The organism is Chitinophaga sp. 22620 (assembly GCF_052044405.1).
Taxonomy (GTDB): Bacteria; Bacteroidota; Bacteroidia; order Chitinophagales; family Chitinophagaceae; genus Chitinophaga.
Genome location: NZ_JBQEMV010000001.1, coordinates 2,141,913 through 2,156,367, shown reverse-complemented (window position 1 = coordinate 2,156,367; position 14,455 = coordinate 2,141,913). Strand labels below are relative to the sequence as shown.

Below are 14,455 nucleotides of genomic sequence, written 5' to 3'. Positions count from 1 at the left end.
ATCATCAAACTTTCTCACACTAAAACGTTTTAGCGATCCATTATTCCTTAATTTAGCTCTTTCCGGCGCCGCGGCCTTATCCCACGCGGAAAGCCGGACAGGAACTAAAAAAACAGTGAATGAAAAATTGGTTGGTTATGCTGGCTATGGGGCTGGCATCCGCTGCCAGCGCGCAGCAAACGGATTACTCATCTAAAGTAAATCCTTTTATCGGAACCGGCGGCCACGGCCACACTTATCCCGGCCCAAGCATGCCCTTCGGCATGGTACAGCTCAGTCCTGACACACGCCTCAAAGGCTGGGACGGCTGCTCCGGTTATCATTACACCGATTCCGTCATGTATGGCTTTTCCCATACCCACCTGAGCGGCACCGGCATCGAAGATTACTGCGACGTGCTGCTGATGCCCGTTACCGGCAAACCATCCTGGAAAAATGATGAATATGCCTCCCCTTTTTCCCATAAAAATGAAAAAGCCTACGCCGGTTTTTACAGCGTAAAGCTGGATAAATACGACATCCTCGCATCGCTTACCGCCACGAAAAGAGTCGGCTTGCACAAATACGAATTCCCGCAGAACGCCGGCGAAGGGCATGTGCTGCTGGACCTCTATCACCGCGACATCGTGATCAGCTCCAGCCTGAAAGTCGTGAACGACAGCACTGTAGTGGGTATGCGCCGTTCCAATTCCTGGGCCAAGGACCAGATATTGTTCTTCGCCATGAAATTCTCCCGCCCCGCAAAATCGCACAACGTGGCGCTGGGCGACACTTCAAAAGGCGCCCTCCCCAGCGCGGAAGGCCGCAACATCAAGGCTTACTTCACTTTCGACGTGCAGCAGCCGCTCTATGTGAAGGTGGCTATTTCCGGGGTCAGCGAAGAAGGCGCTTTGAAAAACCTCGACGCGGAAATGCCCGGCTTCGACTTCGACGGCACGCTGGCCAATGCCAAAGCCGCATGGAACAAGGAGCTTGGGAAAATTGACGTGAAAGGCGGAACCGATGACCAGCAGACGATGTTCTACAGCGCGCTGTACCACGCCTGCCTCAATCCCAATCTCTACATGGATGTGGACGGCCAATACCGCGGCACCGATCTGAAGATCCACCAAGCGGAAGGATTTGAGAACTACAGCGTATTTTCTCTCTGGGATACGCATCGCGCGCTGCATCCGCTCATGACCATCATCAACCGCCAGAAAACCAACGACTGGATCAACACCTTCCTGGCACAATACAAAAACGGCGGCATGCTGCCTGTCTGGGAACTGAGCGGCAACGAAACTTTCTGCATGATCGGCTACCATTCCGTACCCGTAATCGTGGACGCTTACCAGAAAGGCATCCGCGGCTACGACGCGAAATACGCGCTGGAAGCCATGCGCAGCTATGCCGAAGGCGAACGTTTCGGCATGCAGCACTACATCCGGCAGGGTTACCTGAGCATGGACACGCAGCCTGAATCCGTTTCCCGCACACTGGAATATTCCTACGACGACTGGTGCATTGCGCAGATGGGCAAAATGCTGGGCGACACCGCGGTGTATAACCGTTACATGAAACGCGCACAGTCTTACAAAAACCTGTACGACGCTTCCACCGGCTTTATGCGTGGCAAGATCGGCGGCCGCTGGATGAGCCCGTTCAATCCCACCGAAGTGAATAGTTACTTCACCGAAGCCAACAGCTGGCAATACAGCTTTTACGCCCCGCAGGACGTAAGCGGCCTTATCAAACTAAACGGCGGCAAAGAAAAATTCACGCAGAAATTAAATAGATTATTCACTACCGGAGACAAGCTGAGCGGCCGCCACCAGTCCGACATCACCGGCCTCATCGGCCAGTATGCGCATGGCAACGAGCCCAGTCACCATATCGCCTACCTGTTCAACTACGTGGGCCGGCCCTGGAAAACCCAGCAGCTGGTGCACCAGATCATGAACACCATGTACCATAATGCGCCCGATGGCCTCAGCGGCAACGAAGACTGCGGGCAAATGAGCGCCTGGTATGTGATGAGCGCCATGGGTATTTACCCTGTAAGGCCCGGTGACGGCCGGTATGCGATCGGCACGCCAACCTTTGACGAAGTGAATATTCATTTGGAGAACGGGAAAACCTTCACCATCAAGGCTAATAACCTGAGCGCGAAAAACTTTTACGTGAAGAATGTGAAAGTGTTTCATGAGAGAACTACGACAACGCAAACCAGCACAACCACCACTACCAATGCTTCCATGAACCTGCCCTCGTCATCCGTTCCGCATGAGCTGATCATGAATGGCGGTGTAATGGAGTTTGAGATGACAGATGCGCCCACCCAAACATGGGCCAATGCTGAAGGTTCGCCCGTGAGCGAGATCAGGGAAGACCTGATTGTGGCAGTTCCTTACGTAGTGGCGCCTTCCGACAGGTTCAAACATTCCACGCAGGTATCGCTGAAAGCAGTGGAACCCGGAACGGTGATCTATTACACGCTGGATGGCTCTGAACCAAATGCAGGCTCGAGGCGTTACACGCAACCTTTCAATATCAACAAAACCTTAACGCTGAAAGCGGTGGGCTTCAAGAAAGGGCAATACAGCCATACCGTATCCACGCCATTCTTCCTCATTCCAACCGACAAGACCATCAAAGTGCTGTCGAAGATCCATCCGCAGTTCGAAGCGGGCGGGCCGGATGCACTGATAGACGGCATCCGCGGGCAGGAAGATTTCAGGCTGGGCGCATGGCAGAGCCACTACCCCGGCAACCTGGAAGCCATCGTGGACCTGAAAGCGCCGCGTTCCCTGCATAAGCTGGGACTGGGCGTATTGCAGGATCTTGGCTCGTGGATCTGGTACCCCACGCAGGTGGAATTCTTCACTTCCAACGACGGCAAGAACTTTACTTCCGCCGGCGTGGTAAAAAATGCCTTCTCCGACCGCGAGTACGGCAGCTTCACACAGGTGCTGAGCCTGCCCGTGAACCTGAAAGCCCGCTACGTGAAAGTAGTGGCCGCCAACCATGGCACCATTCCTGACTGGCATCCGGGCAAAGGCGAACCTTGTCACATTTTTGCGGATGAAATCGTTATAGAATAGTATGTTGTGTTTCAAACCCAACAGTATATCTATGAAAAAGATCATCCTCATTGTTTTACAATTCGTTGTAAGTATTTCATTATTCGGGCAAACTGATACGTTCACCACAATTCAGTTCCCGAATGTATACACTAACACCATCACATCCGGAGTATGGAGTATGAATTTCAGATCCGGTTTCATCCAGCAGTCCAATGGTTCTTTAAATTATGGGATGTATGGCGCGAAAACCAGCGGGTTCAAGTTCAGGTGGCTTGTTAATGATAATGCAGCCATTGATTACAGTACAGACGCGCACCAGATCATGTCGCTGGACAACTCCGGGCTGCTGGTTGTAAAGCACGGTATTGTTGCACCCGCTCCCATTTTAGGAGATAACACGAATTACACTTATTCCAAAGTGGTGGTCAGGGGAGCCAATTTGCCGGGCGGCCCGGACAGCAAGCGGGACATCTCCTACGAATTCAATTCGGCCGGCAAAGCGATAATACGGGCATATCGCGGCATGGCCTGGGATTCTTACCTTCAATTTATGACCAGCGGATCAAGCAATACCGGCGGCGAACCCACTGTACGCATGCATATTTCCCATAACGGAAACATCGGCATCGGCACCGGCACAGCAGAGCCCCAGTCGCTGCTGGCAGTCAACGGCGAAATCACCGCCAAAAAAGTGAAAGTAACACTGACCGGATGGCCCGATTACGTGTTCAGCCGCGGTTTCAGCCTGCCTTCCTTACAGGAAGTAAATTCTTTTATTAAATTGAACCATCATTTACCGGGCGTTCCGTCCGCACAGGACATCGAAAAGGACGGCCTCGACATAGGGGAAATGCAGAAGATCCAGATGAAGAAGATAGAAGAATTAACGCTGTATATGATTGAGCTGAAACAGGAAAATGAGCTGCTGAAACAAAAGGTCGCGGCGCTGGAAGCAGATAAACTGAAAAAATAAAAACATGATCATAAAAAGACTCTTCCATCTTGCAGCCGGCTGCGCTATTCTTGGCTTTGCTGCCTGCTCTGAAGGCGGTTCCGCCTCCACGGCGCCCAAGGCAAAAGTGAGCATCATTCCCCTCCCCGCGCGACTCTTGGAAACGCCTGATTCTTTTTTGCTTGACAAACAAACCGTGCTGGTGGCTGCTTCTGAGGCAGACAAACAAGTGGCTGCCCTCTTCAACGAATATTTCAAAAGCATCAGCGGCTTTGCGCTGAAAGTGCAGGACAGCGCTGCGCGCAACATGATCGTGTTCGCCAGCATGCCCGCCGCCGAAAAAGGATTGCCTGAAACTTACCGCCTCAAAGTAGGTAAAGACCAGGTGACCATCCAGGGCGACGATGCCGCCGGCACATTCTACGGCATGCAAACCCTCATCCAGCTGCTGCCCCTGCAGCAGGCTTCCAGCTACTGGGTGGCGGGTGTGGATATATTCGACCAGCCCCGCTTCTCCTACCGCGGCCTGCACCTGGATGTAGGGCGGCACTTTTTCCCGGCGGACTTCATCAAAAAATACATCGACCTCATGGCGATGCATAAAATGAATACATTCCACTGGCACCTCACCGAAGACCAGGGCTGGCGCATCGAGATCAAAAAATACCCGCGCCTGCAGGAAGTGGCGTCCCGGAGAAAAGAGACCATGGTAGGGCATTACGACGACCAGAAATTTGACGGTAAACCTTATGGCGGTTTTTATACACAGGAACAGATCAAAGATGTGGTGGCGTATGCAAAGGCCCGTCATGTGACCGTGATCCCGGAAATAGAGCTGCCGGGCCACTCGCTTGCCGCGCTCACCGCTTACCCGCACCTGGGCTGCACCGGCGGGCCCTACGAAGTAGGCACCAAATGGGGCGTGTACGACGATGTGTATTGCGCGGGCAACGATTCCGTATTCACCTTCCTCCAGGATGTGCTGGATGAAGTGATGATCCTGTTCCCGGGCAAATACATTCACATCGGCGGCGACGAAAGCCCGAAAGTGCGCTGGGAGAAATGCCCTAAATGCCAGGCCCGCATGAAAGCGGAAGGACTGAAAGACGAGCATGCGCTGCAAAGCTGGTTCATCCGGCGCATTGAAAAATACCTCAACGGCAAAGGCCGCCAGATCATCGGCTGGGACGAGATCCTGGAAGGCGGTCTTGCCCCGAACGCCACCGTAATGAGCTGGCGCGGCACCGAAGGCGGTATTGCAGCCGCCAAACAGCATCACGACGTGATCATGACGCCCGGCGGCTATGTATATCTCGATCATTACCAGAGCCAGGGCAAAAATGAGCCCGTTGCCATCGGCGGCTTTACGCCCGTGAGCAAAGTGTATGCCTACGAACCCGTTCCGGAAGGGCTGAGCGCTGAAGAGGCCCGTTACATCAAAGGTGCGCAGGGCAATGTGTGGACCGAGTATATGAAGAACTCCGAGCACGTGGAATACATGGTATACCCGCGCGCCATCGCGCTGGCGGAAGTGCTCTGGACGCCGAAAGAAAAAAAGAACTACGACGATTTCCTGGAAAGGCTGAAAGCAGACCTTCCCCGCCTCGAAAAGAAAGGCGTGAACTACGCCAAACATGTATTTGAAGTACGCGGTGTGATAGAAAGCGACGGCAAAGGCGGCCTGCAGGTAAAGCTGGACAGCAAGCTGGATGGCGGAAAGATCACTTACACCACAGACAGCACCGCGCCTACAGCGCAATCTGCCGCTTATGCCAGCCCCGTTCCCGTTACAAAGACCGGCGTGGTAAGAGCGGCCGTGTTCCAGGGCGACCGCCAGTATGGCAACGAATTCCAGCAGGCATTTGTACTGCACAAAGCGGCGGGTAAAACCGTTACCCTCGCCAAACCGCCGCACCAGAACTACAATCCCGGCAGCCCCTTTGCCCTGGTAAACGGCATTGAAGGCGTCAAAGAATTCAACGACAACCAGTGGACCGGCTACAGCGGCGGCACCATGGAGGCGGTGATAGACCTTGGCGATTCCACCGAGATCAGCGTGCTGGGGCTGAATACCCTGAGCAATAAGGACCAGTGGATCTATCCGCCGAAACAGGTTACCTTCTATATTTCAAAAGACGGCAAGCATTATACCGAAGCAGGCCAACAGAAAGAGATAGATGGCAAAGGTATCATCCGCGTGCGCGAAAGGCTGAAAGAAACCGTGAAGGCCCGGTATGTGAAAATAGTGGCGCAATCTGAGGGCAGGATCCCCGAAGGAGCGCCGGGGGAGGGCAATCCGGCCTGGTTATTCGTGGACGAGCTTATTGTTCAATAATCTTACACCTATAAATAAAAAAGCCGTCCTGGTTGAACCGGACGGCTTTTTTTTATGCAGAAAACCGGTGCTCGAAAACACCGGTGCGTTCTAAAAATTGTGTGCTATTCGTGATTCTTATTTATTTCGCGACCCAAAGCGTCCACTTTGCATCAAACTTATACCATTCGCCTTTGGGGCCTTTCCATTTCCATTCGGGCACTTCGGAGAAGTTCTTCCCCGCATCGCTGGTCCACCACAATTTGCCTTCTCCTATCTTTAGCTGGCGGCCTTCATTGTCCAGCCACATCCCATCGCTCACTTCGGCCCATTCCTTTCCATCGTTGCTGGCCCAGAGGCGGGCGTTCTTGTCCAGCTTGAACCAGTTCACCTTATTATCCACCAGCGCGAGCCAAACGCCGTTCCTGGCTTTAGCCCAGTTCAGTTCCTGGTGGCGGTGCCGGGGTTGACCATTGGTTTGTATAGCCTTTACATCCGATGCCAGCAGCAGGCCGACAGCCGAAAAGGCGAGAAGCAGTTTTTTCATCAGGATGGTTTTGCGTAACAGGTGCATTATAAATACGGATACCACAGGTATTTGGATTTGCCGGGGCAAGGCCCAAATTATTACATTTTAATAGCATATTACTATGGACAGGCCTATAAAATTGTTAATCGTAAATTTTTCCTAACAATCGCTGTATTTTATTTAATTTTCGGGCTCGTTTTTAAAATCGCATTTAAAAAACTTGAACAATGACCATCAATCACCAGGAAATTGAACTGATAGACAGTTTCGAACAGATTTCCGTGGACATCCATCCTACAGCCAAAGACGGTTCCAAAGCCGTGGCGCAGGAAATTGCTACTCTGATCCGCGAAAAACAGGCTGCCAAAGAACCAGCCGTACTCGGCCTCGCAACCGGCTCCACTCCCAAATACCTTTATGCAGAACTGGTGCGTCTCCATAAAGAAGAGGGCCTGAGTTTTAAGAACGTAGTCACCTTTAACCTCGACGAGTATTACCCGATTGAACCGGATGCGCTGCAAAGCTATAACCGTTTCATGAAGGAACATTTGTTCAATCACGTGGACATTCCCGAGGGGAATTACCATGTACCGGACGGCACCGTGCCGAAAGAGCAGATCAAAGCATATGCCGCAGCTTACGAACGCAAGATCGAAGAGGCCGGCGGTATAGACATCCAGATCCTCGGCATCGGCAACAACGGCCACATCGGCTTCAACGAGCCCGGCTCCAATGTGAACTCCCACACCCGCCTGGTAACGCTGGATAATTCCACCCGCCTGGCCAACGCCTACGAGTTCTCCAACATGAGCCAGGTGCCCCGCCTCGCGGTAACCATGGGCATCGGCACCATTATGAAAGCCAAAAAGGTGATCCTCCTTGCCTGGGGCTCCCACAAAGCCAAGATCGTATGCCGTTCAGTAGAAGGCCACAGCTCCGACCAGGTGCCCGCTTCCCTGCTGCAACAGCACGCTAACTGCAAATTCGTGATAGACGAGCAGGCTGCTGCCGAGCTCACCCGTAATAAAGAACCCTGGCTCACGGGGGATTGTGAATGGACGCCCAAACTCACCCGCAAAGCGGTGACCAACCTGGCGCTGAAGCTCGACAAGCCCATCCTGATGCTCACGGATAAGGATTATAACAACAATGGCCTGAACGACCTGATCGTGCAATACGGCTCCGCGTACGAGCTGAACATCCGCGAGTTCAACGCCATCCGCGATACCATTACCGGCTGGCCCGGCGGCAAACCCGGCGCACAGCTTCCCAATCATCCCGAACGTTCGCAACCCGAACGGAAAAGGGCGCTGATCTTCTCCCCCCACCCCGATGACGATATCATCTCCATGGGCGGCACCTTCATCCGTCTGCACGAGCAGGGCCACGACGTGCATGTAGCTTACCAGACCTCCGGCAACATTGCCGTAACGGACGAGTTCCTGCTGCGCTTTATCGATTTTGCCGTAGGTTTCGAAGGAATGTTCGGCATAGACAGGAGCAAGAGCTCGCAGATCCTGGAAGACGCGAAAGCATTCATCCAGATCAAAAAGCCCAGCCAGAAAGATACCGCCGAGATACGCGCCATCAAAGGCCTGATACGCCGTTGCGAAGCCAAGGCCACCTGCCGTTACGTAGGCATTGGCGATGAAAATGCGCATTTCCAGAACCTGCCCTTCTACGAAACCGGCCTGGTGGAAAAGAAACCGATGGGACCTGAGGATGTGCAGCTCACTGTAGACCTGCTCCGCCAGCTGAAGCCCCAGCAGATCTACTGCGCAGGCGACCTTGCGGATCCGCATGGCACCCACAAAGTATGCCTGGACGTGATCTTTGCCGCGCTGGACATCGTGAAGGACGAAGAATGGGCGAAAGATTGCTGGGTATGGCTTTACAAAGGCGCCTGGCAGGAATGGGACATCCATGAAATTGAAATGGCCGTGCCCATGAGCCCCGACCAGGTGATGCAGAAACGCCTCGGCATTTTCATCCACCAGAGCCAGAAAGACGTGGTTCCCTTCCAGGGTACCGATGCGCGTGAGTTCTGGCAGCGCGCCGAAGAAAGGAATGCCAATACCGCGGATCTGTTCGACCGTCTTGGTCTCCAGAAATACGCAGCCATGGAGGCATTCGTGCGTTATCACTTCAGATAATCAGTCCACTTTAGAGATATGTTTGAGCAAGCCCGGGCAACAGCCCGGGCTTTTTGCATGCGGCAACCGGTGATCCTTAGGAAGTTAGCACCCACAGCGGTTATGCACACCTGTGCAAAACCCTTTGAAGCGCCGTTTTGCGTAAATGCTTAAATTTGAAGGCTATGAGCGTAACCCTCCTATCCGGACTGATCATCGGGCTGCTGGCAGGCTGCCTGGGCAGCTATCTCTTCCTCCGGAAATTTTTCGCCCCCCGGCATGAACTGGCCGAAAGGCTTAGCAGGCAACAAGTGGACGAAGGTTTTGTGGCCCGCGAGATGTACGACAACATGTTGTTCACCCTCAACCAGCGCGAGCAGGAGCTGAAGGAAAAAGAAAGCCTGGTAGTTGAGCTGAATGCCCAGCTGGCGGGGCTCAGGAAGGAAATAGAACAACTTTCCGGCATCGGGTCCGAGCTGAAAAAGATACACGAATCCAATAGGCAGGAATTCATGAACCTGGCCAACGACATCCTCCAGCAAAAGAGCAGGGATTTTGCGGACACCAACCGCACGGCCATGGAGCACATCCTTTCCCCTTTGAAGACAGACATCGGGCAATTCCGCAAAACGATAGAAGACACGCGGAAAGAGGACATACAGGACCTTACTTCCCTCAAAAAAGAAATAGAATCCCTCCAGAAGCTGAACTTCCAGCTCAGCGAAGATGCGCAGCGGCTGGCGGGCGCTTTGAAGTCGGATGTGAAAGTGCAGGGCAACTGGGGCGAAGACCGGCTCAAGCTCATCCTTGAAGCGGAAGGTTTACAGAAATACATTGATTACACCAGCGAGGAAGTGCACCGCGACCAGGAAGAAGAGCGCAACCGCCGGCCGGACTTCATCCTGCGCCTGCCGGACGGCAAGCATCTCGTAATAGACAGCAAAGTATCCCTGAACGCATATGTAGCCTATTTCAACGCCACCGAACCGGAAGAAAAGAAAGGCCATCTCCGGCAGCTGGTGCGCAATATCACCGACCATATCGATGAATTGTCCGCCCGCAACTACCAACGCCTCGGCACGCTCAATACGCCGGACTTCGTGTTCATGTTCATGCATTTCGAATCCGCCCTTACGCTGGCGCTGAACGAAAACCCGGACATCTTCAACCGCGCGATGAAAAAGAAGGTGATCCTGATCACGCCTTCCACGCTGGTAGCCACTTTCAAGATCGTGCGGCTGCTGTGGCAGAACGAGAACCGGGTACGCAACGTGGAAGAGATCTTCAGGCAATGCGGCATGTTGTACGACAAATTCATCCTCTTCCTCGAAGAGATGGGCCGCATCGGCCACAACCTGAAACAGGCGGGCAATGCATACGAAGATGCGATGGAGCGGCTGAAAGACGGCAAGCGCAAAGGCGATACCATTATCGGGAAATTTGAGATCATCCGCGAGCTGGATGCCAAAACGGGTAAGCAGCTTCCGAAAGAAATAGAAACAGACATGGAGATCCGCTTCCCGCAAGCGCTTCCAGGAAAAGTATAAGGAAACCATGATACAGATACTACCATTTGACCAAACGCGCACCAACGAGGTGATCGCCCTGATCCTGCCTATTCAGCAGGTGGAGTTCAGTCTGCCCGTTACCATCGACCACCAGCCTGACCTGCTGAAAATCCCGCAAGCGTACCAGGATGGCAGGGGCAATTTCTGGACCGCCCTCGACGGCGATAAAGTAGTCGGCACCATTGCCCTGCTCGATACCGGCAACAACATCGGCGGGTTGAAAAAAATGTTCGTCGCCAAAGACTACCGCGGCCGCGAACACAGCATGGCCAAACGTTTGCTGGATACCTTGCTCGGTTGGGCGAAAGAAAAAGGATTTACGGATATCTATCTCGGAACTACCGAAGTGATGACCACTGCGCATCGTTTTTATGAAAAGAACGGTTTTGTGGAAGTGCAAAGGGAAGAACTGCCGAATGAAAAATTCCTGGCGGTGGTAGACAAAAAATTCTATCATTTAACGCTTTGAGATGAATGTAGCTGAAAAGCTTGCTACTGAGGGATACGGCGCAATGGGCCGAATACTTACCATTAAATAACTGACATGCGCATACATTACCTGCAACATGTGCCTTTTGAAGGGCTTGCCGCTATTGAAGACTGGGCGAAAGACCGATCCCATACCCTCACGGCTACACGCTGGTACGAAAAGCCGCTGCTTCCGCAACAGCAGGACTTTGATATGCTGATCGTAATGGGCGGCCCCATGGGTATTTATGATGAAACCGACTATCCCTGGCTGCGGGATGAAAAGCAGTTCATCCGGGAAAGTATTGATGCCGGGAAACCTGTACTGGGCGTTTGCCTTGGTTCCCAGTTGCTGGCCGATGTGCTGGGCGCAAATGTTTACCCGAATAAACATAAAGAGATCGGATGGTTCCCGGTGCGGTTCGATAAAGAACTGTATGACGGCGAGCTGGTGGTGTGCCACTGGCACGGAGATACCTTCGATCTGCCGGAAGGCGCGGTGCGCCTGGGAGAATCGGTGGCCTGTAAAAACCAGGCTTACCGCTCGGGCGACCGTGTGTATGGCCTGCAGTTCCATTTCGAGATGACGCCCGCGGCGCTGGAAGGCATGATAGCCGTATGCGGGCATGAGCTGGTGAAAGGAGATTGGGTACAGGACCCGGAAGAGCTGCGCAACGGCATCCACTACGCGGAAACCACTCGTACAGTGCTGTTCCGCCTGCTGGACCGGTTGGAAAAATTCACTTAAATTAGCAGCATGGCAAAGCAGGTACCGTTAATCATCATCGGCGGAGGGCCGATAGGGCTGGCATGCGCGCTGGCGGCGCAAAAGGAAGGACTGGATTATCTCATTCTCGAAAAAGGGTGCCTGGTGAATTCGCTCTACCGTTATCCCCTCAATATGACCTTCTTTTCCACCAGCGAAAGGCTGGAAATAGGCGGCATCCCTTTCGTTTCCAACAACGCCAAACCCACCCGCCCCGAAGCGCTGGAATATTACCGCAGGGTGGCGCTTTCCACGCATGTAAAGATCAACCTGTTCGAAAAGGCGGAAAGTATAAAGTCTAACGGGGAAGGATATACGGTCGTTACTGATAAAAATACCTACACGGCGAAGAACATCATCATTGCCACCGGGTTCTATGATATTCCCAATTTGCTGAATATTCCCGGCGAGAGCCTGCCCAAGGTAACGCATTACTACAAAGACCCGCATTTCTACGCCACCCAGAAAGTGATCGTAATAGGCGCCAACAATTCCGCTGTGGATGCGGCTTTGGAAACCTACCGCAAAGGTGCTGACGTAACCATGGTGATCCGTGAAGGCGAGATCGGGAAACGGGTGAAATACTGGGTGAAGCCGGATATAGAGAACAGGGTGAAGGAATGCAGCATCAAAGCGTATTTTCATTCCGTGCTCACCAGCATCCGCGAAACGGAAGCGGATATTCTTACGCCGGAAGGCGTGGTGACCATCCCGAATGATTTTGTGATCGCCGCAACGGGCTACCAGCCTGATTTCAGCTTCCTGGAAAGAACGGGTATCACTTTATCGGAAGACGCGGTGCGCAGCCCTTCCTACAACCCGGAAACCATGGAAACCAACCTGCCCGGCGTATACCTGGCGGGCGTTGTATGCGGCGGCATGAACACCCATATCTGGTTCATCGAGAATTCGCGGGAACATGCGGATAAGATCATCCGTCATATCATCAGATAATATTCACTTCGCGCTCCAGCGCTACGCCGAACTTTTCTTTCACGCTTTCCACCACCTGCCGCGACAGCTCCACGATGTCTTCCCCTCTTGCATGGCCATAATTCACCAGCACCAGCGCCTGCCGCGCATGCACGCCCGCATCGCCGTTGCGGTAGCCTTTCCAGCCGCATTGCTCTATCAGCCAGCCTGCCGCCAGCTTGTATTGGTCTCCCGGTAAAGGATAGGCCACTACTTCGGGGAAGGCCAGCTTCAGCGTTTCGTATTTCTCTTTCGTGACTTCAGGGTTCTTGAAAAAGCTGCCGGCATTACCGATCTCCGCGGGGTTGGGGAGCTTGGAAGAACGGATATTGATCACTGCCTGGCTGACGGACCGGATGGAAGGTTCCTTCACGCCCATGCGCTCCAGCTCCTGTTCTATGGCGCCGTAACTGGTATTGAACGCAGGCTTTTTGCTGAGCCGGTAGATCACCTGGAGGATCGCGAACTGGTCCTTATATTGCCGTTTGAACACGCTCTCGCGATACCCGAAACCGCAGGCCTGTTTGTTGAATGAAACCAGCGTACGGTCCTGCAAATGCAGCGCCTCCAGCTCGTCGAACGTATCTTTGATCTCCACGCCGTAAGCGCCGATATTCTGCATGGGGCTGGCGCCAACGTTGCCGGGAATGAGTGAAAGGTTCTCCAGTCCCGCGTATCCCTTTTCAATGCAATGCATCACGAACTGGTGCCAGTTCTCCCCCGCTCCCGCTTTAACGTACACATACTCTTCATCTTCACTCACGGCGTGAATGCCTTTGATCTCGTTCTTCAGCACCAGGCCGTCGAAATCCTTCGTGAGCAGGATGTTGCTGCCGCCGCCCAGGATCAGTTTGGGCGTATCTTTGTATTGCGGGTCGGCCAGTATCTCTTCCAGCGCTTCGCGGGAGTGAAATGCGGCGAAATAACGGGCCGTAGCGTCCAGGTTGAATGTGTTGTACTGGCGGAGGGAAACATTTTCGATTACCTTCATAATCAAGTATTCAAATATCCTATCTTTAATAACGGAACAAATATAACTAACAATAAAATGCCAGGAACAGCAATTGTTATCGGTGCAACGGGATTGATCGGCCAGCAGCTGGTGCAGCGGTTGCTGAACAGCGGGTATGATGAGGTGAGGACCGTTTCCCGCAGGCCGCTGCCGCTGGAGCATCCCAGGCTGAAACAAACCCTCAGCTCCCTGGAGGGCGGCACGGAGCTGGAAGAAGCGCTGAAAGGAGACGCGCTGTTCTGCTGCATCGGCACCACCATAAAAAAAGCGGGCAGCCAGGCTGCTTTTACCGCGGTGGATCACGATATTCCCGTCCGTTGCGGCCAAATAGCTTACCGGAACGGCGTTTCACAATACCATCTTGTATCGGCCATCGGCGCAAAAGCCGGCGCACGTAATTTTTACCTTCGCACCAAAGGCAATGTGGAAGCTGCGCTCACGGCTATAGGCTTTCCCTCTTTATACATTTACCGGCCTTCCTTCCTGGTGGGAGACCGGAAGGAAGTGCGCTTTGGCGAACAACTCGCCCAATGGCTGACGCCCGTATTCAATTTGATATTACAGGGGAATGCGAAAAAATACCGGCCCGTGAAAGCGGCTGCCGTGGCGGAAACGATGCTGAAAAAATCAGAAGAAGGAGAAAAAGGGGTGCATATCGTTTATTTCAACCTGTAGCA

At 53.2% G+C, this 14,455-nt stretch carries 11 protein-coding genes; 9 read left to right on the top strand and 2 right to left on the bottom strand.

Translation table 11 applies throughout. The features are described 5' to 3' along the window. Positions 1–119 precede the first annotated feature (119 nt). Genes ACTJIK_RS08815 through ACTJIK_RS08805 form a run of 3 tightly spaced genes read left to right on the top strand, consistent with a single transcriptional unit; the run spans position 120 to position 6,352 of the window. On the top strand, positions 120–3,083 hold the full coding sequence (locus ACTJIK_RS08815; RefSeq protein ID WP_440645992.1) for a GH92 family glycosyl hydrolase: 2,964 nt from the start codon (positions 120–122) through the stop codon (positions 3,081–3,083). Between the two features lie 31 nt (positions 3,084–3,114). Then, positions 3,115–4,038 (top strand): hypothetical protein, encoded by a 924-nt coding sequence (locus tag ACTJIK_RS08810; protein ID WP_440645991.1) that lies wholly within the window; start codon positions 3,115–3,117, stop codon positions 4,036–4,038. A gap of 4 nt (positions 4,039–4,042) precedes the next feature. Beyond that, positions 4,043–6,352, top strand: a complete 2,310-nt coding sequence (locus ACTJIK_RS08805) for a glycoside hydrolase family 20 protein (protein ID WP_440645990.1) — start codon at positions 4,043–4,045, stop codon at positions 6,350–6,352. Between the two features lie 121 nt (positions 6,353–6,473). Here the strand turns inward: ACTJIK_RS08805 and ACTJIK_RS08800 are convergent, their stop codons facing one another. Beyond that, positions 6,474–6,878, bottom strand: a complete 405-nt coding sequence (locus ACTJIK_RS08800) for a hypothetical protein (RefSeq protein WP_440645989.1) — start codon at positions 6,876–6,878, stop codon at positions 6,474–6,476. A gap of 209 nt (positions 6,879–7,087) precedes the next feature. Here ACTJIK_RS08800 and nagB point away from each other — a divergent pair, with 209 nt between their 5' ends. The 5 genes from nagB (at position 7,088) to ACTJIK_RS08775 (ending at position 12,748) form a co-directional block, all read left to right on the top strand. Beyond that, entirely contained in the window at positions 7,088–9,013 is a 1,926-nt protein-coding gene (gene nagB / locus ACTJIK_RS08795) for a glucosamine-6-phosphate deaminase (RefSeq protein ID WP_440645988.1), read from the top strand. Positions 9,014–9,177: 164 nt separating this feature from the next. Further along, positions 9,178–10,539 carry a DNA recombination protein RmuC gene (rmuC, locus tag ACTJIK_RS08790; protein WP_440645987.1) on the top strand — a complete coding sequence of 454 codons (1,362 nt, stop codon included), beginning with the start codon at positions 9,178–9,180 and terminating at the stop codon, positions 10,537–10,539. Between the two features lie 7 nt (positions 10,540–10,546). Next, the gene (locus tag ACTJIK_RS08785; RefSeq protein WP_440645986.1) at positions 10,547–11,029 is read left to right on the top strand and encodes a GNAT family N-acetyltransferase; all 483 of its coding nucleotides are present in this window, start codon (positions 10,547–10,549) and stop codon (positions 11,027–11,029) included. A 75-nt stretch (positions 11,030–11,104) separates the two neighbouring features. After that, positions 11,105–11,776 (top strand): type 1 glutamine amidotransferase, encoded by a 672-nt coding sequence (locus ACTJIK_RS08780; RefSeq protein ID WP_440645985.1) that lies wholly within the window; start codon positions 11,105–11,107, stop codon positions 11,774–11,776. Between the two features lie 9 nt (positions 11,777–11,785). Next, positions 11,786–12,748 (top strand): YpdA family putative bacillithiol disulfide reductase, encoded by a 963-nt coding sequence (locus ACTJIK_RS08775; RefSeq protein ID WP_440645984.1) that lies wholly within the window; start codon positions 11,786–11,788, stop codon positions 12,746–12,748. On the opposite strand, the gene murB is transcribed toward ACTJIK_RS08775, so the two are convergent. Then, the gene (murB, locus tag ACTJIK_RS08770) at positions 12,741–13,757 is read right to left on the bottom strand and encodes a UDP-N-acetylmuramate dehydrogenase (RefSeq protein ID WP_440645983.1); all 1,017 of its coding nucleotides are present in this window, start codon (positions 13,755–13,757) and stop codon (positions 12,741–12,743) included. The two genes, ACTJIK_RS08775 and murB, sit on opposite strands and share 8 nt — an antisense overlap. Before the next feature lie 57 nt (positions 13,758–13,814). Between murB and ACTJIK_RS08765 the strand changes: the two genes are divergently transcribed. Continuing rightward, positions 13,815–14,453 (top strand): NAD(P)H-binding protein, encoded by a 639-nt coding sequence (locus ACTJIK_RS08765; RefSeq protein WP_440645982.1) that lies wholly within the window; start codon positions 13,815–13,817, stop codon positions 14,451–14,453. Positions 14,454–14,455: the final 2 nt, after the last annotated feature.